This is a genomic window from Halothiobacillus sp., from assembly GCF_028710545.1.
GTDB lineage: Bacteria > Pseudomonadota > Gammaproteobacteria > Halothiobacillales > Halothiobacillaceae > Halothiobacillus.
In genome coordinates this window covers 21,428-39,062 of the sequence record NZ_JAQTTX010000009.1, presented here as the reverse complement: position 1 = coordinate 39,062, position 17,635 = coordinate 21,428, and the positions used below count along the sequence as shown (strand labels likewise).

The 17,635-nt window shown below is 54.2% G+C and carries 16 protein-coding genes, 1 other RNA gene and 1 pseudogene; 14 read left to right on the top strand and 4 right to left on the bottom strand.

Annotated features, from left to right (window positions below):
- From PHD44_RS02940 to recR, 14 genes and pseudogenes are all read left to right on the top strand, one after another.
- Window positions 1–330 (top strand): annotated as a pseudogene (locus PHD44_RS02940) (phospholipid ABC transporter ATP-binding protein MlaF); the annotation flags it as partial.
- Window positions 327–1,127 carry a lipid asymmetry maintenance ABC transporter permease subunit MlaE gene (gene mlaE, locus PHD44_RS02935; protein ID WP_300187894.1) on the top strand — a complete coding sequence of 267 codons (801 nt, stop codon included), beginning with the start codon at window positions 327–329 and terminating at the stop codon, window positions 1,125–1,127. The pseudogene PHD44_RS02940 and the gene mlaE, both read left to right, overlap by 4 nt.
- A 3-nt stretch (window positions 1,128–1,130) precedes the next feature.
- Window positions 1,131–1,592, top strand: a complete 462-nt coding sequence (mlaD, locus tag PHD44_RS02930; protein WP_300187956.1) for an outer membrane lipid asymmetry maintenance protein MlaD — start codon at window positions 1,131–1,133, stop codon at window positions 1,590–1,592.
- Window positions 1,589–2,950 carry a TolC family protein gene (locus tag PHD44_RS02925; protein ID WP_300187892.1) on the top strand — a complete coding sequence of 454 codons (1,362 nt, stop codon included), beginning with the start codon at window positions 1,589–1,591 and terminating at the stop codon, window positions 2,948–2,950. Before mlaD ends, PHD44_RS02925 begins: the two co-directional genes overlap by 4 nt.
- Window positions 2,947–3,588, top strand: a complete 642-nt coding sequence (locus PHD44_RS02920) for a phospholipid-binding protein MlaC (protein ID WP_300187890.1) — start codon at window positions 2,947–2,949, stop codon at window positions 3,586–3,588. Before PHD44_RS02925 ends, PHD44_RS02920 begins: the two co-directional genes overlap by 4 nt.
- Window positions 3,581–3,934, top strand: coding sequence for an STAS domain-containing protein (locus PHD44_RS02915; RefSeq protein ID WP_300187888.1), 354 nt, complete (start codon window positions 3,581–3,583; stop codon window positions 3,932–3,934). The genes PHD44_RS02920 and PHD44_RS02915 overlap by 8 nt, the downstream gene beginning before the upstream one ends.
- 58 nt (window positions 3,935–3,992) lie before the next feature.
- Window positions 3,993–5,252: a UDP-N-acetylglucosamine 1-carboxyvinyltransferase gene (gene murA, locus PHD44_RS02910; RefSeq protein WP_300187886.1), complete on the top strand. Its 1,260-nt coding sequence runs from the start codon at window positions 3,993–3,995 to the stop codon at window positions 5,250–5,252.
- Window positions 5,253–5,281: 29 nt separating this feature from the next.
- Window positions 5,282–5,932, top strand: a complete 651-nt coding sequence (hisG, locus tag PHD44_RS02905) for an ATP phosphoribosyltransferase (protein WP_300187884.1) — start codon at window positions 5,282–5,284, stop codon at window positions 5,930–5,932.
- Window positions 5,929–7,230, top strand: coding sequence for a histidinol dehydrogenase (gene hisD, locus PHD44_RS02900; protein ID WP_300187882.1), 1,302 nt, complete (start codon window positions 5,929–5,931; stop codon window positions 7,228–7,230). Before hisG ends, hisD begins: the two co-directional genes overlap by 4 nt.
- Window positions 7,231–7,304: 74 nt before the next feature.
- Entirely contained in the window at window positions 7,305–8,414 is a 1,110-nt protein-coding gene (hisC, locus tag PHD44_RS02895; protein ID WP_300187880.1) for a histidinol-phosphate transaminase, read from the top strand.
- A 94-nt stretch (window positions 8,415–8,508) separates the two neighbouring features.
- Window positions 8,509–8,605: signal recognition particle sRNA small type (gene ffs, locus PHD44_RS02890), an RNA gene on the top strand.
- Window positions 8,606–8,652: 47 nt separating this feature from the next.
- Window positions 8,653–10,413, top strand: coding sequence for a DNA polymerase III subunit gamma/tau (gene dnaX, locus PHD44_RS02885; protein WP_300187878.1), 1,761 nt, complete (start codon window positions 8,653–8,655; stop codon window positions 10,411–10,413).
- A 41-nt stretch (window positions 10,414–10,454) separates the two neighbouring features.
- A complete protein-coding gene (locus PHD44_RS02880) occupies window positions 10,455–10,781 on the top strand; it encodes a YbaB/EbfC family nucleoid-associated protein (RefSeq protein ID WP_298220006.1) in 327 nt (108 codons plus the stop codon).
- Window positions 10,782–10,791: 10 nt separating this feature from the next.
- Complete coding sequence (recR, locus tag PHD44_RS02875) at window positions 10,792–11,385, top strand: recombination mediator RecR (RefSeq protein ID WP_300187876.1); 594 nt, start codon at window positions 10,792–10,794, stop codon at window positions 11,383–11,385.
- Between the two features lie 23 nt (window positions 11,386–11,408).
- Here recR and PHD44_RS02870 read toward each other — a convergent pair whose 3' ends face one another.
- From PHD44_RS02870 to glgB, 4 genes are read right to left on the bottom strand one after another with little or no spacing between them, the layout of a single operon-like run.
- Window positions 11,409–11,780 (bottom strand): PilZ domain-containing protein, encoded by a 372-nt coding sequence (locus PHD44_RS02870; protein ID WP_300187874.1) that lies wholly within the window; start codon window positions 11,778–11,780, stop codon window positions 11,409–11,411.
- Window positions 11,781–13,961, bottom strand: coding sequence for a DUF1631 family protein (locus PHD44_RS02865; protein ID WP_300187872.1), 2,181 nt, complete (start codon window positions 13,959–13,961; stop codon window positions 11,781–11,783).
- Window positions 13,933–15,402: a glycogen synthase GlgA gene (gene glgA, locus PHD44_RS02860; RefSeq protein WP_300187870.1), complete on the bottom strand. Its 1,470-nt coding sequence runs from the start codon at window positions 15,400–15,402 to the stop codon at window positions 13,933–13,935. The genes PHD44_RS02865 and glgA overlap by 29 nt, the downstream gene beginning before the upstream one ends.
- A 16-nt stretch (window positions 15,403–15,418) precedes the next feature.
- Window positions 15,419–17,584 (bottom strand): 1,4-alpha-glucan branching protein GlgB, encoded by a 2,166-nt coding sequence (glgB, locus tag PHD44_RS02855; RefSeq protein WP_300187868.1) that lies wholly within the window; start codon window positions 17,582–17,584, stop codon window positions 15,419–15,421.
- Between the last annotated feature and the right edge of the window lie 51 nt (window positions 17,585–17,635).

The window sequence follows — 17,635 nt, the reverse complement described above, 5'->3', positions numbered from 1 at the left end:
GTGGGTGTGCTTCTGCGACTGATCGCCTCGCTGAACCAGGCTTTGGGATTGACCAGCGTGCTGGTCTCCCATGACGTCACCGAAGCACTTTCCATTGCCGACTACGTTGTGGTGCTCAATCAGGCCCGGATCGTGGCGTCCGGATCGCCCGACGCGTTGCGCGCGCAGATGTCGGGCAATACGTTCTTGCGCCAGTTTCTCGAAGGCGCACCGGACGATGATCACTCGGAACTTGGCCAACGCTCGGCCAGAAACTTCGCCGAGGCACTGGGCTTGCTGCCTTGCCCGGATAAGGCGGCGACAGCAAGTCGGCGCAGGGAGATTCGATGAACGGGCACCGTAACGCTTTTCTCGATGGCTTGGCGCTGCTCGGGCAGGCTGCTATGGCGGCCGCGGCGCATTCCGGGCAAATGGTTCTGTTTACGGGGCATTTGCTGTGGCGATTGTTGCCGGCCTGGACACGTCCCCGGCTGATCATTCAGGAGTTGTACGCGATTGGCGTCTTGTCCTTGGTCATTATTCTGATTTCCGGTGGGTTTGTCGGTCTGGTGCTGGGTTTGCAGGGCTACAATATTCTCTCCAAGTTTAATGCGACCGAATCGTTGGGCGTGATGGTGGCCTTATCGCTGGTTCGGGAACTCGGTCCGGTCGTGACGGCTTTGCTGTTCGCCGGTCGGGCGGGTTCCGCCGTCACCGCGGAGATCGCCTTGATGAAAACCACCGAGCAGCTTTCTGCCATGGAAATGATGGCGGTCGATCCACTGCGTCGGGTCGTGGCACCACGGTTTTGGGGAGCGGTGTTCTCCATGCCCTTGCTGGCCGGGTTGTTCTCCCTCGTTGGGATTGCTGGCGGCTACTTCATCGGAGTGGTTGTGCTGGGTGTTGATCCTGCCTCGTACTGGGGGCAAATCCAGCAGCAGATGCAACCCATGGACGACGTGCTCAATGGCGTGATCAAGAGCCTGGTTTTTGGTGCCGTCATTGGTTTGATTGCCGTTTTTGAAGGTTTTAATGCAGAACCGACGTCGCTTGGGATTTCCCGCGCGACCACACGAACCGTGGTGCTGAGCTCGCTCAGTGTGCTGGGACTGGATTTTATTTTGACCGCCTGGATGTTTGGGGCCTGAATGATGAATGCACAACGTGGAATTGAAATGGTGGTTGGTGCCTTCGTGCTGGCCGGGATTGCCGCTTTGCTCGTGCTGACACTCAAATGGAGCGATTTTGGCACCAGCTCGGTTTCGGGTTATACGCTCACAGCCGAGTTCGACAACATCGGCGGCCTGACGGATCGTTCACCGATCAAGATGGCCGGCGTCACGATCGGGCGGGTTTCCCACATCCAGATTGATCCAAATACCTTCGAGGCCGTGGTGACCATGGTCATCAGTTCGCAATACGATAATCTGCCGAAGGATTCGTTCGCCAGCATCTACACTGCCGGACTTTTGGGTGCCCAGTACATCGAAATTTCGCCCGGTGGCGATACGAAGGTACTGAAAAACGGCGATAAAATCACGATGACACAATCAGCCGTCATTCTGGAAAAAGTTATCTCTAAATTTTTATTCAACAAGGCAGCAGCGCAATGAGAAAAACGCACCTGATATTTTTGGCATTGGCCGCGTTCAGCGGCATGGCACAGGCGCAGACCGTCAACCTCGAGCAGGCCACCCAAATGGCCCTGAATGCCGATCCGCGCATTGAAGAGCAGCGCGCGAACGTGGCTGCGGCTCAGGCATTGATTCAAAAAGTACAAGGCGAGGGTGGAATTCGCGCAAGCGTCAATTTGTACGCCGCGCTGGCACCCAAGGCCAGTGATGGTTTGTTCACGAATGGCACCAACAGCTGCCCGGCGGGTGGATGCACGCTGCGCGACGATGGCAATACCATCAACGATGGCATCACGGTGACTTCGGGTATTACCGCTTCGATCATCAAGCCGTTGTACACCTTCGGCAAGCTCTCGAATTACATGACGGCGGCAAAATACAACAAACAGCTCAAATCCGATGAGGTCGCACTGGCCAAGGGACAGACCTGGCTTACGGTTCGACGCGCCTATTATGGCTACCTGACTGCCCGCGACACCCGGCAGTTCCTGGTCGGTGTGCGCCATCAGCTGGCCGATGCCGAGGCGCCACTCAAGAAAAAAGTGGATTCCGGTAATGGTTCGATGCGGGATCTCTATGCATTGCAAAACGGTCTGGGTTTGATGGATAAATACATCGCTGAGGCCACCGGCGTCGAGCAGATTGCGTTGGCCGGGCTCAAAACCATCATCGGTGTGCCGATCGATGATCCGCTGACCGTGGCCGATGACCACATCACACCGGTCACGATGCCCGATGGCAGCTTAAAGCAGTTTTCCAACGAAGCGCTGGCCAATCGCCCCGAGATGCATATGGCCGAATCCGGTCTGGCCGCCTTGCGATCCTACGTTCAGGCGCGCAAGGCAGAGCGTTACCCGAACATTTACGCGGGTGTCATGGCACAGGCTCAGTACACGCCGGGGCGTGATCGGCTGGATAACCCCTATATCTACGACCCGCTCAACTCGGCGTTTGCCACCCCGGTCATCGGCATCAAATGGGATTTCAATCCCGGTGAGTTGTCGGCTAACGTGAGTGGTGCCGAAGCCGAATTGCGCGGTGCTGTCGCCAAGGCGCAACTGGCTCAGGTCGGGATTCCCTATCAGGTGACGGAAGCCTACCGAAATGTGGCGTCGTTACACGCTCAGATTCAAGCGCTAGAAGAGGCACGTGTCGCATCCAAGCGTTGGATGATCAGCAGTTTCCTCGATTTTCAGGCCGGTTTGGTCGATGGGGGCATACTGGGTATGGCCGTAGCCGGGAATACATCCACACAGGTCGATTACCTCAAAGCAGTCAATGATTTCAATATGCAAGTGGCCCAGCTTCGGGTTGCTACAGGAGACTATCCCCAATGAAAACGATGAACTGGCGTCGTCGCCTTTGTTTGAATGCGATCCTGCTCGGTGGGCTGGGGCTTTGTGGTTTGGTTCCGGTGGCTGCTTTGGCAGACAGCTTGACCAAGGAAGCCGCCATGGATCTGGTTCAGCGCACTGCTGATCAGGTCATCCATGAAATTGCAGAAAAACAGGCAGATGTGGAGAAGGACCCGAGCGTATTGCTTGATATCGTAGACAAAACCTTGCTGCCTGAAGTGGATTCTGAGCGCATGAGTCGACTGGTTCTGGGGCGCTACTGGCGTACGGCTTCTGCCAGTCAGAAGGCGGCGTTTACCGAGCAATTCAAGCGTCTGCTGGTTCGTACCTATGCCGGCCCCCTGTCCAAACTGGGAAATCAGACGATCAAGGTAACAGGGACCAAACCGGGATCGGACAAAGATGAAATTGAAGTCCTGTCCGTGGTTTCCGGTGGCGATATGGGGCCGGTGCCGGTCGATTATCGTCTGGCTGCCGTCGATGGCCACTGGAAGGCTTACGATGTGGTGATCGATGGCATCAGCCTGGTCAATAATTACCGTTCAAGCTTCGCTCAGGCGATTCAGCAAAAAGGACTGGATAGTCTGATTTCCACTCTGAAAAAGCAGAATAATGGCTGATTCGAGTTCGTCAGATTCGTCCTCGGTGCAGGCAGAAGCCCTGCGCTTCGTGCGCGAGGCCGGGCGGGTCCGTGTACAGGGTGACCTGCTTCGTTCCTCCATTGAATCGCTGGGTGATTTCAGCTTGCCCATGCCGGATGGGCAAACACCCGGCACCCGGCTTGAAATTGCCCTGGGTTCCGTGGGGCGTATCGATACCGCAGGGCTCGCGTTTTTGCTGGGATGGCAGGCCGAGGCTGCAGCGCAATCGGTTACAGTGCGCTACACTCACCCACCCAAGGCCATGCGTGCCATGATGCGAGTCTACGATCTGGACGATTGGATGGTCGTCGAAGGGGTGTCATAGAACATCCGCGTCTGTGCCCGGTCGTTTTTGAGCCCGATACTGGTATAAATAAAATTAAATGAATAAGTTAATCATTCGGGGCGGTGTTCCCTTGCGCGGGGATGTGCGTATTTCCGGAGCCAAAAATGCCGTTTTGCCCATCATGGCCGCCGGTTTGCTGTGTGAGACGCCTTGCACCATCGAGAACGTGCCGCATTTGCAAGACGTGACCACGATGATGGAACTGCTCGGTGGCATGGGCGTGTCGCTCACCATCTCCGATAAAATGAGTGTCGAAATCGACACTTCCACCATCGAAAAACTGGTCGCGCCGTACGATCTGGTTTGCACCATGCGTGCCTCCATTCTGGTGCTTGGCCCCATGCTGTCCCGCTTCGGTCAAGCCAAGGTGTCCTTGCCCGGTGGTTGCGCCATCGGTTCTCGGCCGGTAGACATCCACCTTCACGGCTTGATGGCGCTGGGCGCCCAAATCAAGGTCGAAAATGGCTATATCGATGCCAAGGCAGAGCGCCTGGTCGGTACGCGGATTGTTATGGATCAGGTCACGGTCACGGGTACCGAAAACCTGATGATGGCCGCCGTGTTCGCCGAGGGCGAAACCGTGCTGGAAAATGCCGCACGCGAACCCGAGGTGATCGATCTGGCGAATTTTCTCAACCAGATGGGAGCGGATATTTCCGGGGTCGGTACAGACATAATCACGATCCGAGGCGTCAAATCATTGCAGGGCGTGCGTTATCGCGTCCTGCCTGATCGGATCGAGACCGGTACGTATCTGGTCGCCGCAGCCATGACGGGCGGTAAGGTTCGGGTACGCGATACCGATCCGCGTTTGCTTGATGCCGTTTTGAGTAAGCTGGCCGAGGCGGGTGCAGACATCACCACGGGAGATGACTGGATCGAGCTCGACATGAAAGGCCGTCGTCCCAAAGCCGTTAATGTACGCACCGCACCGCACCCCGGTTTCCCCACCGACATGCAGGCGCAGTTTCTGGCCTTGAATTGCATTGCTGAGGGGACGGCAACGGTCATCGAAACCATTTTCGAGAACCGCTTCATGCACGTGCAGGAATTGCTGCGCATCGGTGCGGATATTCACGTTGAAGGCAACACGGCTGTGGTTCGTGGCCTGCCGATTCTGACGGGCGCGCAGATGATGGCAACCGATTTGCGTGCCTCCGCCAGTCTGATTCTGGCCGGATTGGTTGCCGAGGGCGAGACTATAATTAACCGGATTTATCATATTGATCGCGGTTATGAATCGATCGAAGAAAAACTTTCCAAACTGGGTGCGAATATTAGGCGCATCAACCAATAATGCATTGAAAAACAAGTGACTAAAGTTGTATGAGTCAGCAAAACATTATCATCGCGCTTTCCAAGGGCCGTATTTTCAAGGATACCCTGCCCCTGCTGGCACACGTTGGCATCATGCCGAAGGATGATCCGGAAACGACACGCAAGCTGATTCTGGATACCAACCAACCGCATATCAAGCTGTTGATTTTGCGTGCATCCGATGTGCCTACCTACGTTCAGTACGGTGCGGCGGATCTGGGCGTGGCCGGTAAGGATGTGCTCATGGAGCACGGTGGTGAGGGCTTGTTTGAACTGCTTGATCTGAATATTGCCCGTTGCAAGTTGATGGTGGCGGGCAAGCCCGGCTCAACCGACCAACCCGGTCGGCTGCGTGTGGCGACCAAGTACACGCATTCGGCTGAATGCTACTTCGCTGAACAAGGGCGTCAGATCGAGTTGATCAAATTATACGGCTCGATGGAGCTGGCGCCGTTGGTTGATCTTGCCGATTGCATCGTCGATGTGGTTGATACGGGCAATACTTTGCGCGCGAATGGTCTTGAGCCTTTGCTGCACATTGCCGATATTTCCTCCCGGCTGATTGTCAATCGGGCCGCCCAGAAATTGAAGCATCGTGAAATTGCCGATCTGGTGCGCCAGCTCGATGAATACCTGACAGCGGAGGCGACCCCGGCATGATGAAGCGATTAAATGCGTTAGCCCCTGATTTTTCTGCCAACCTACAGAAATTGCTCGATTGGTCGAGTGTTGCCGATGCCTCCGTACAGACCACGGTTGACGAGATCATCCAGGCGATTCGTGATGAAGGCGACGTCGCGTTGTTGCGTTATACCGCCAAGTTCGATCGGCTCGACCTGCCCACGGCAGACGCTTTGATCTTTACCCGTGAAGAAATCGATGCATCGGTCGCACGCACATCGCCCGAACTGCTGGCTGCTCTGACTCAGGCAGCGGCGCGTATCCGTGCTTATGCCGAACATCAAAAGATGGCTTCATGGCAGTTCACCGAAGCAGACGGTACGGTCTTGGGGCAGCAGGTCAGCCCGCTTGATCGGGCGGGCCTGTACGTGCCCGGCGGCAAGGCGGCGTATCCATCATCGGTCTTGATGAACGCGATACCTGCTAAGGTGGCCGGTGTCCGCGAACTGATCATGGTGGTGCCGACCCCGGACGGGATCGTCAACGACACCGTGCTCGCAGCCGCACACGTCGCCGGTGTCGACCGTATTTTCCGCATCGGCGGGGCTCAGGCCATCGCTGCCCTGGCCTATGGCACGGCGACCGTACCACCGGTCGACAAGATCGTCGGCCCCGGCAATATTTATGTCGCAGCCGCGAAGCGTGCGGTGTTCGGCAAGGTGGGCATCGACATGATCGCCGGGCCATCGGAAATTCTGATTCTCTGTGATGGCAAGACCGATCCCGACTGGATCGCGATGGACTTGTTCTCGCAGGCCGAGCACGACGAGCAGGCGCAATCCATCCTGATTTCTCCCGATGCCCAGTTTCTCGATAAGGTAACGGCCTCCATTGAAAAGTTGCTGGCGGATCAGCCGCGCGCGTCCATTATCCGCACGGCACTGACCAACCGGGGGGCATTGATTCACGTGCCGGACATGGATGCGGCCATCGAGTTGGCGAACCGTATTGCGCCGGAGCATCTTGAGTTGTCGTTTGAAGGCGCCGAGCAGCGTTTGCCCGAGATCCGCCACGCCGGTGCGATTTTTGTCGGTAAATATACCGCCGAGGCCTTGGGTGATTACTGCGCTGGCCCGAACCATGTCCTGCCGACTTCCGGCACCGCGCGGTTTTCTTCGCCATTGGGGGTGTACGACTTCCAGAAGCGTTCGAGCATTATCCAGTGTTCGGCACAGGGTAGCGCGGTTCTCGGAGCATTGGCAGAGGTTCTGGCAGAATCTGAAGGGCTGTACGCCCACGGTGCTTCGGCTCGTTACCGTGTCAAGGATCACCGTTGAGGCTCACCGCTGATGAATCAAACGAAATCTGAGTTTAGTGCAGGGCCGGGCAGCTTGGGGCAGGAGAGTCGGCTATGAGTTCGCCGTTCTGGTCGCGTCTGGTCGGCGGATTGACGCCCTATGTTCCCGGTGAGCAGCCCAAGGGTGCTCGTCCGGATGGTCAGCGCCTGATCAAGCTCAACACCAACGAAAACCCGTATGGCCCGTCGCCCAAGGTCATTACGGCGATTGAATCTGTTTTGAACGAGAGCTTGCGCCTTTATCCCGATCCGACCGCGCAAGCCTTGCGTGAAACGATCGCCGACTACTACCGCTTGACGCCCGATCAAGTGTTCGTCGGTAATGGTTCCGACGAGGTTCTGGCATTTGTTTTTCAAGCTCTGCTTGCGCACGAAAAACCCATTCTTTTTCCCGACATCAGTTACAGCTTCTATCCGGTCTACTGCGCGCTATACGGTATTGATTACCGGTTGGTTCCGCTTGATGAGGATCTGGCCATTCGGGTTGCTGATTACGCCCAGACTGAACAGCCGTCGATTGGCGGCATTATCTTCCCCAACCCGAATGCACCGACCGGGCGCCTGCTTTCCCTGGCACAAATCGAACAGATCGTTGCCGGACAACCGGGTGTGGTCGTGGTGATCGATGAAGCCTATGTCGATTTTGGCGGCGAGTCGGCAGTCGCCCTGATCGACCGCTACCCGAATGTTCTGGTGACGCAATCGCTATCCAAGTCTCGTTCTTTGGCTGGCTTGCGTGTCGGCCTTGCTTTGGGGCAACCCGCTCTGATCGAGGCCTTGGTGCGCGTCAAGGACAGTTTCAATTCCTATCCTCTGGATCGTCTGGCCTTGGCTGGTGCGAAAGCTGCTTTTGAGGATAAAGCCTACTTTGCACAAACCCGTGCGCGCATTATCGACGCGAGAGAGGCACTGACCAAGGCGCTTGTATCGCGCGGGTTCACTGTGCTGCCATCCGGTGCCAATTTCGTGTTTGCGCGTCATCCCAAGCTGGGTGGTGAGCAGCTTTATCTTGGGTTACGCCAGCAGGGTGTGATGGTTCGCCACTTCAACAAGCCTCGAATTGCCGAATTTCTGCGGATCACGGTTGGCACGCCTGAAGAAAATCAGTGCCTCCTCGCGGCACTTGATGTGGTGACGGGCACAGCGATGGGCTTGAGTAATTGAGTTCTCGTTTCATGTGGACGATGGTCTCCGCGCCCTTGGCGTGTTATCATCACGTTCCATTTTTCGAACAGAAGATGGTTTCTATGGTGTTCCGTATTCGTCCCTTCGCGACAATGCGCCGTGAACCCCGCCAGGCCCGGAAGGGAGCAACGGTAACGGTTGCCTTGGGCGCCGGAGATCGGCGGGTGCGGGATGCCACCCTCCCCAGATTCATTCCATTCAATTCGGCTGTTGCGCTATGAGTTATCTCGTACTGGCGCGTAAATGGCGTCCCAAAAACTTTGCCGAAATGGTTGGCCAAGGCCATGTCCTGCAAGCGCTGACGAATGCGCTGGATCAAAGCCGTTTGCACCATGCTTACCTGTTCACCGGCACCCGGGGCGTGGGCAAGACGACTGTCGCGCGAATTTTTGCCAAGGCGCTCAATTGCGAGCAAGGCATATCCAGCACACCCTGTGGCGTGTGCAGTGCCTGCGTTGAAATTGATCAGGGCCGCTTTGTCGATTTGATTGAAGTCGATGCCGCTTCGCGCACCGGCGTCGACGATACCCGTGACTTGCTTGAGAATGTGGCCTACGCGCCGGTGCGCGGTCGGTTCAAGATCTATCTGATCGACGAAGTGCACATGTTCTCGAAATCGAGCTTCAATGCGCTTTTAAAGACGCTTGAAGAACCGCCAGAACATGTCAAGTTTCTGCTGGCCACCACCGACCCCCAAAAGCTTCCTGTCACGGTGCTCTCCCGCTGCTTGCAGTTCAATTTGCGCGCCCTGCCGCTTTCCCAGATTCAACAGCATCTGGCGGATGTTCTGCAAAAGGAAAACATTGCCTTCGAACCTGCTGCCCTGCACTTGATCGCCGAGGCAGCAAATGGTTCGATGCGGGACGCCTTGAGTCTGCTCGACCAGGCCATCGCTTTCACCGGTGGTCAGCTCGATTCGGTTCAGGTGAGCCAGATTCTGGGTTTGAGTGATCATCAAATCATCTGGGACATGATCGATGCGCTCTACCAGCAGTCGGCGGACCGGCTGTTTGCTCTGGTCGACGAAGCACTGGATCGTGCGGTAGAGCCGGCGATTCTTCTGGCACAATTCATCGAGTCCATTCATCAGTTGGCGATGGGGCAGTGGGTTCAGTCCCTGTCTGCTGCGGCCAATCCGCCCCCGGATGAATTGAAATCCATCGATCCGCAACTGTTGCAGTTGTGGTATCAAATCGCCACGACGGGCCGACGCGATATGGCCTGGTCGCCCAATGCTCGGATCGGCCTTGAAATGACTCTGCTTCGTATGCTGGCATTCCAGCCGGGGGGCGAGCCTTCAAACGGCGCCGTTACGGCGACAGGAGCTACTGCTGCCCGTTCTTATCCATCCGATGCCCGCCGCGTGCCTGCTGCAAAGACAAAGCCAGAATCGGCTTCTTCATCAATCACGCAAGCCGAATCCGAGCCCGAAACAGTGGCGCGTTTACAGGTAAGTGCCGAGCATCGGGTCGCAGAACCGATTGTTGTGCAGTCAACCCCGGTTCAGGACAAATCTGAACATTCTGGTCATGTCCGCGCCCAATTGACCGACCTGCCATGGCACCAATGGGTAGAGCGCATACCCGGTCAGCCGGGGCGGAACCTGGCGGATCGTTGCCACCTCAACATAGTCGACGGGCAGGTTCAACTTGTGGTTGCCCCTCAATACGAAGTGATCGCCAATGCCCGTGCACGGGAAAGCTTGCTTTCCCAGCTTTCTAAACTGGCCGATACCTCGAAAGTGAAAATCGTGATCGGGCAGAACGATACGGCACCTGTCCAATCCCCATCCGCGTTACCTGTGGAAACGGCCATGACACCCGCCGAACGCAGGCATCAGGAAGAGATCAACCTGCAGCATCAGCGTAGGCAGAGCATTGTGCAACACCCCGTTGTGCAACTGCTGCAGGAGCAGGCGGGGGCTCAACTTGTTGAAGAAAGTATTCTTCCGCGTGACGACGAATCAGAACTCGCATAAAACACTGATCAAATACAAACCCCATACAGGAGAATCAAGCCATGATGAAAGGCGGAATCGGCAATTTGATGAAACAAGCCCAGCAGATGCAGGAAAAGATGCAGCGCATGCAGGAAGAGGTGGCCAAAATCGAAGTGACGGGCGAATCCGGCGCCGGTCTGGTCAAGGTCACCATGACCGGCAAGCACGAAGTGCGTCGGCTGATTATTGACGACAGCCTCATGGGCGATGACAAGGAAATGCTGGAAGATCTGATTGCCGCGGCCGTGAACGATGCCGTACGCCGGGTCGAACAGAATCAGCAGGAAATGATGTCCAGTGTCACAGCGGGCATGAACCTGCCAGCGGGCATGAAGCTGCCTTTCTGATCCTAAGCCCATGTTCTCGCCCAAGTTCGTCGCATTGGTTCAGGCCCTGAGAGGATTGCCTTCGGTCGGGCAGAAAACAGCGCAGCGAATGGCTTTGCAGTTGCTCGAACATGATCGTGAGGGGGCGGCCCAACTGGCAAAGGCGATCGTTGCGGCACTTGAGGGCATCGGTCGCTGCGAATCATGCCGCATATTCTCTGAAACGCCGGTTTGCCCGGTTTGTGCGGATCATCACAGGGATGCGACACAGCTATGTATTGTCGAATCGCCAACCGATTGGTTGGCGATTGAGCAATCCGGGGCATACCAGGGGCTGTACTTTATCCTGTCGGGGCATTTATCCCCTTTGGATGGCATCGGCCCGGACGACATCGGTATTCCCGAGTTGATGAACCGATTGGCAAACAGCCCGGTCGAAGAAATCATCATGGCGACCAGCGCGACCATCGAAGGCGAAGCCACAGCAGGCTACATCATGGATCGGGTTGATCCTGCCCGCTACAAGGTAACCCGACTGGCTCAGGGCGTACCCATGGGGGGGGAGCTGGAATATCTCGATGCCCAAACACTGAGTTTGGCGCTTAAATCAAGACGTTCCGTATAAGGGCAGGTATTTCAGTCGCAGATTTAAGCAATATATAACGCTCTCCAATCGTGGTAATCCTTGTTTCTACGATCGAATTGAATTTCAATGCCAGCATTGTACTCAGGTTCGCCTTGACCGTTCGTCGACTGCTCGCACCAAGTGATCTTGCCGTTCATGAAGAACACGTTGTCGTCATTTATGGTGCATACGGACAGTTGTACGGGTAGGTTCAAGGCAAGCGGCTTCTTTGTGGAAATGTTCAGTCCATTGGCACTGACGTCGATGATCTCGGCATTGAATATCTCAAAAGGCGGCGACATGCACTTGAGCAAAACCTTGCCCTTGGTCTTGATTCGGTTGAAGTCTCGCCTATCCAGATTGTTGTCATTTTGTGTTGGGTTGCTGGCGTCCATTTATATTAAGCCCTCTGATTTAAACGTATCCAGAAGCTGTTGTTTTGCGCTGTTGTAATTCGGATTATCGAAGACGGGGTTACTGCGGTTTTCGAATAGATCGCTGACAAATTGGGCGATGGGAAGGACGAGGGTGATCTCTCCGTTTCTATTGGCGAAACTGACAATTTTGAGTTCCATGTTGACCTTGCTGGCTTTCAGGCGCCTTAGCGCAGCATCATCAGATGTATAAATCTGAAGCCACTCGTTGTTTAGAATGTGACGATCCAGAAACTGTTTGATTCGTGGATCGGCGCACAATTGATCGTAAGGAGACGGCTCCGGTTGCTTCGTTTCCTCGAACGGTACGGCGGCATCTGGCTTTGCCTCCTCGCTTTCCGTTGAGCGCTCGTCAGGTCGCTCAGCGCTCACCTTGTCTGCGTCCTCGTGAGTTAGAGGTGAAGCCGTGCCGGACGACACCTTTGCTTCAGGTTTGGCTCGCTCAACTTGTTCGACGACAGGCTCAGCACTTGGTTGGAGTTTATGCCGCGAGGTGCTCGGGGCTTCGCGTTCTTCTTCCGGGCGTTGCTGGATGAGTGACAGTTGAGCCCGCTTGTCCTTCAGATGGGAAAAATAGTTGTCGGTAGCCGTTTTTTGCGCCGCTACTTTGAAGAAGTCATCACCGAAAACAGGGTGTTTGATCAGTTCCTTCACCTTGCTTTCAACAATCAGCGTATCGCGGATGTCGTTGGAGCCTGAGACTTCCAGCTGAATAACGGCGTCAAGGACGGCCAGTGCTTCTTTCCATTCGGCACACTGTCGTCCATATGTCATGAGAACGTGGACCATGAATGGATTCAGCACGTTTTTTAAGAAGTCGCTGGCCTCATCAGGGAGCGACTCAGCCCCGATTGCACTGTTGATAATGAAGGGAACCCGGTTCCGGCTTCTGACGGTTACCGAAGTGCTTAACGGATGCTTGTCCGTTTGTGAGGCCTTGGCATGATGGATTTCACTGTTTTCGATCGTATCGAGTTCTTGAGATAAGGCATCAAATGCGGGTGTTGTCTTGGATGTTGTTGATCTTATGAATGATTTTACCGAATTGGCGATTGTTTTTATATCATCGGTACTAAGATAAGGGTCTGAGCCAAGCATGGCCAATTTGCTGAGTACTTCACGGGCTGGATTTTTGAGGTTGCTGAAAAAGTCAGGGTCCGTATATGCGGTAAGCAGGATGATGGTTTGTAACGCAATCGCCTGATTTTTAATGATCGGGTTAATCTCGTCGTTATTGATCAGATCAGAGAGAATGGCTCCGGCAAGCGTGATTATTTCCCGATCATGATTATGGAGCTCGATTTTCGATAGCAGACTGGGGTGTGATTTTCTGAAATGCTCAACAATCGCTTCAATGAGGTTTTTCGGTGACCATGATGATTTGGACTGCAGAAATATTTCTTTATTATCTACCGATGTTTTCAGGAAACTCTGGATTTCTTCTGAGGAAATTCTCGTGTGTTCAGTCAGTTGTTTTTCAATGAGCGACTCGCTGTTTGAGATGGCATCGATCAACGACTCCAGCTCTGATCGTTGTGGCGTTCGTTTGCTTTTGACTTCGGGAATCACGCCGGATTGAATCAGCAGATCATTCAATAAAATGTAGAGTGGTTCCAACTTGTACAGTACGTTGGTGCCGAGAGAACGGATCAGGTTGTCCCGAATATCACTCTGGAACAACCCGCTCGCCTTTATAAAGCCGTAGGTGATTGAGGATACGGTGTACAGGTGTTTGGGAAAGCATTCTTCATCTGTCAGGTTCAGACTTTTGATTCTGGATTCATACTGCGCGTGCTCAATGCCGTACTTTGCCTTGGCATGCGCAATCATGTCCTCCATTTGTAGTGCAAGAGATCGGTTTTGAACTACGGTCGCCCAATTGATCTGATTCAGAATCGGATTGCTTTCCGTGATAACGGAGTAAAGCGTGTCTTCGAAATCTTTTCTGTTGTTCTTGAGCTGGGCTATTTTTTCGAATAGCTCTGACTTGTCTTTCTGATTCGAGGTATGGTTGGCACGAATAAACAGTTTCTTTTCTATCTCGTTGAACAGGCTGCTTAATGCACTATCCAGTGCCGACTTGGCCAGTCGATCAAGCTCGCCTCTCAATTCTTTAGTGTTCGTGTTTACTCGATTCATCATGGCCCTGTTCCTTGAGTGCTGTCGAATATATTTTTTTATATTCTGTGGCACTGGTTATCCATCCGAAATCTTTTTGCATTCCCTGTCGCTGGATTTTTTTATATAAATCCTGATCTCTGTATATTTCCATGAAATATCCGATGGCCCAGTGGATGGCCGAAACATCCAGATGATCGATAACAATACCGGAAGCGGAACCATCCTTGATGCTTTCTGGCGTGATATGCGTGACGGTATCGGCCAGGCCACCCACCCGGTGGACAATCGGCAGGGCACCATATCTTAGACTGTACATTTGATTCAGGCCACAGGGTTCGAATCGGCTCGGCATGATGAATGCGTCGCCAGCGGCTTCGAGCCGGTGCGCCAGTTTTTCGTCATAGCCGATGACAACCGCGATCCGATCCGGATTCTTGGCTGCGAGGCTACGTAAGGCGTGCTCAAACCGATGTTCTCCCGCCCCCAGAATGGCAAACTGCACCTGCGTGCCGCCTAGGGTTTCGATTGCCTGGATGAGCAGATCAATCCCTTTTTGCTCGACCAACCGACCGACATGGGTAATGAGCGGTATGTTGCCATCGATCGTCAGGCCGAATTCGCGTTGAATGTTTTCCTTGATGATTGCCTTTCCGGTCATGTCTTCGGTGCTGAAAGGGTTTTCAAGCAATTGATCGGTTTGCGGGTTCCAGTCTTCACCAATGCCGTTGAGAATGCCTTTGAGTCGATCCCGTTTATGGTGGAGGAGACCATCGAGCCCGTACCCGAACTCCGGTGACTGGATTTCCTGCGCGTAGGTTTGGCTGACCGTGGTCACGAAATCCGCGAAAACAATCCCGGCCTTCATGAAGGACATGTTGCCCCAGTATTCCAGTGCATCCGGGCGCCAGAGTGACCAGGGAAGGCCCAAGCGTTCGAAGGTCGGACGATCGAAGACACCTTGATAAGCCAGATTGTGAATGGTGAAAATATTCTTTGGCGAATTGCTTTCAGAAAGCAGTGCCGGAATCAATCCTGTTTGCCAGTCGTTGCTGTGGATGATGTCCGGCTTCCATTCTTCACCGAACAACCCGGCAGATAAAGCGACCACTGCCCTACAAAACAAACTGAACCGATCAGGGTTGTCGTGCCAGTTGTTGCCGTCCGGCCCTATGTAGGGGTTGCCCTGGCGAGCCGAAAAGACGGGGTGGTCAACTAAATAGACACGATGTCCTGTGCTTAGGGTGGCCAGATTTATTTTGACGGGTTGTCCCAAGATCGCTCTTTGACCGATCTGGGTTTCCGATTCGATTAAATCTGCCTTGATATTTGCGTATCTGGGTAGCACGACACGCACATCGACACCCACCTGGCCGAGGGCCAGTGGCAGTGCGCCGGATACATCGGCGAGCCCACCGGTTTTGATCAATGGGAACATTTCGCTTGTGGCAAAAAGGACGTTCATTATTCTGTTTGATCTCTCAATTTAGTCTGATCATCAGGGCGCCCAGCGGCGGCAATGTCAGTTCGATATGGGCACTCTGGCCATTATAGGGGCTGTCTTTGTGGTGGGTTAATTCCAATGCGGTGCCTGAGCCGCCATAAACGGGCTCGTCGGAATTGAATACTATTTTCAACTGGTCGGTATTCGGTATGCCGATTTTGTAGTTCCGTCGGACGACGGGCGTGAAATTTAGGATGGTCAGGATGTTCTGGCCTTTGGCGTGCCTGAAGAAACTGATGACCGAGTTCTGGCGGTCGTTACAGTCGTTCCATGAGAACCCACAGTCTTCAAAATCGTGGTAATGCAGTGCCACTTCATTTTTATAAAGGTGATTGAGCGCCGAACTGAGTTGACTGATGCCTTGATGGAGTTTGTATTCAAGCATCCACCAGTCGAGTTGCTTGGCATGATTCCACTCGTTGCCCTGGCCGAATTCGCAGCCCATGAACAGGAGTTTCTTTCCTGGATAGGCGCATTGGTAGGCCAGAAGAAGGCGAAGATTGGCGAATTTCTGCCATTCGTCGCCGGGCATTTTGTTCAGCAACGAGCCTTTACCATGCACGACTTCATCGTGCGAAAAGGGAAGGACGAAGTTCTCCGTGAAGGTGTAGAGCAGGCCGAATGTCAGATTATTGTGGTGATATTGCCGGTTGATGGGGTCTTCCTGAAAGTATTTCAGCGTGTCATTCATCCAGCCCATGTTCCATTTCAATGCGAATCCTAGCCCGCCGACCTCGGGCGGCCTGGACACCAATGGCCAGGCAGTGGATTCTTCCGCCATCATCAAGGCGCCGGGGTTCCGGCTTTGTGTCACATGGTTCAGTGCACGAAGAAAATCAATGGCCTCCAAGTTTTCGCGCCCGCCGTAGGCGTTTGGCAGCCAATCGCCATGTTCGCGTGAATAATCGAGATACAGCATGGATGCCACAGCATCGACACGCAGGCCATCGAGATGCATTTCTTCGAGCCAGTACAGGGCGGAAGCAATCAAAAAATTGCTGACCTCCTTGCGCCCGTAATTGAAGATCAGGGTACCCCAGTCACGGTGTTCCCCGCGCCGCGGATCTTCGTGCTCATAAAGTGCCGTACCATCGAAGCGGGCGAGGGCGAATTCATCTCGGGGGAAGTGGGCAGGAACCCAGTCAAGAATGATGCCGATGCCCGATTCATGTGCCTTGTTGACGAACTCTTTGAATTGCTCCGGCGTGCCGAAACGGGAGGTCGGGGCGAAATAACCCGTGGTCTGGTATCCCCATGAGCCATCGAAGGGGTGTTCGGTGATGGGCAGCAATTCAATGTGGGTGTAACCGCGGTCTTTGACATACGGAATCAATTGCTCCGCCAATTCCGCATAGGTTGGGAATTGTTTGTCTGTCAGTTTCCATGAACCCAAATGAACTTCATAGACATTCATCGGGGCGTGCATCCAGTCTCTTTGCCCGCGCGCCTTGAACCAGAATTGATCTGTCCATTGGAACGCCTCGTCGCTGACCACCTTGGCGGCCGTATTGGGGCGAAGTTCAAAGCTGCGACCAAAGGGATCGGTGCGAACGCTGGTAGCCTGGGTGTCCCTGTTTTTGATTTCAAACTTGTAAAAATCGCCAGCAGACAGGCCCGGGATAAACAATTCCCAGACACCACTACTGATTCGACTGCGCATCGGATGGCGGCGGCCATCCCAGTTGTTGAAATCACCCACCACGCTGACACGGCTGGCATTGGGAGCCCAAACGGCGAATTTCACACCCGCTACGTCGTCAATGGTAATGACGTGCGCGCCCAGTACTTTCCATAGGTCGTAGTGCTTTCCTTCACCGAACAAGTACAGGTCGAGTTCACCGAGTACTGGCCCGAAGCTGTAGGGGTCGGTGATCTGGTATTTGTGATGTTCCGCCGTTTCTATTTCCAGAACCGGGTGAAATGGCAGCGCATCTTCGGCGAAGAATCCAAAAAAAACACCGGGATAATCGGCGTCGGCAGTCAATTTATGCCATTGCCCCTGGGTGCCCAGTATCTTGACCTGTTCGGCCTGAGGCTGGTAGGTGTGAAAGCGGCATTTGCCCTCGCCAAGTGGATGTCGGCCCAGCAAGGAAAATGGATCATGCATTCTCGATTCGATGATGGGTTGAAAATCTAGGTGCATCAATGGGTTCCTTGTGTGGACACGAGTCGCTTGAATTGGTCTGATCGAACA

Excerpts from the sequence above, each read along its gene's own strand:
- mlaD (WP_300187956.1), top strand. The coding sequence starts at position 1,131 with ATGAATGCACAACGTGGAATTGAAATGGTGGTTGGTGCCTTCGTGCTG.
- murA (WP_300187886.1), top strand. The coding sequence starts at position 3,993 with ATGAATAAGTTAATCATTCGGGGCGGTGTTCCCTTGCGCGGGGATGTG.
- hisG (WP_300187884.1), top strand. The coding sequence starts at position 5,282 with ATGAGTCAGCAAAACATTATCATCGCGCTTTCCAAGGGCCGTATTTTC.
- glgB (WP_300187868.1), bottom strand. The coding sequence starts at position 17,584 with ATGCACCTAGATTTTCAACCCATCATCGAATCGAGAATGCATGATCCA.
- dnaX (WP_300187878.1), top strand. The coding sequence starts at position 8,653 with ATGAGTTATCTCGTACTGGCGCGTAAATGGCGTCCCAAAAACTTTGCC.
- hisC (WP_300187880.1), top strand. The coding sequence starts at position 7,305 with ATGAGTTCGCCGTTCTGGTCGCGTCTGGTCGGCGGATTGACGCCCTAT.
- hisD (WP_300187882.1), top strand. The coding sequence starts at position 5,929 with ATGATGAAGCGATTAAATGCGTTAGCCCCTGATTTTTCTGCCAACCTA.
- PHD44_RS02915 (WP_300187888.1), top strand. The coding sequence starts at position 3,581 with ATGGCTGATTCGAGTTCGTCAGATTCGTCCTCGGTGCAGGCAGAAGCC.
- PHD44_RS02920 (WP_300187890.1), top strand. The coding sequence starts at position 2,947 with ATGAAAACGATGAACTGGCGTCGTCGCCTTTGTTTGAATGCGATCCTG.
- recR (WP_300187876.1), top strand. The coding sequence starts at position 10,792 with ATGTTCTCGCCCAAGTTCGTCGCATTGGTTCAGGCCCTGAGAGGATTG.
- glgA (WP_300187870.1), bottom strand. The coding sequence starts at position 15,402 with ATGAACGTCCTTTTTGCCACAAGCGAAATGTTCCCATTGATCAAAACC.
- PHD44_RS02880 (WP_298220006.1), top strand. The coding sequence starts at position 10,455 with ATGATGAAAGGCGGAATCGGCAATTTGATGAAACAAGCCCAGCAGATG.
- PHD44_RS02865 (WP_300187872.1), bottom strand. The coding sequence starts at position 13,961 with ATGATGAATCGAGTAAACACGAACACTAAAGAATTGAGAGGCGAGCTT.
- mlaE (WP_300187894.1), top strand. The coding sequence starts at position 327 with ATGAACGGGCACCGTAACGCTTTTCTCGATGGCTTGGCGCTGCTCGGG.
- PHD44_RS02925 (WP_300187892.1), top strand. The coding sequence starts at position 1,589 with ATGAGAAAAACGCACCTGATATTTTTGGCATTGGCCGCGTTCAGCGGC.
- PHD44_RS02870 (WP_300187874.1), bottom strand. The coding sequence starts at position 11,780 with ATGGACGCCAGCAACCCAACACAAAATGACAACAATCTGGATAGGCGA.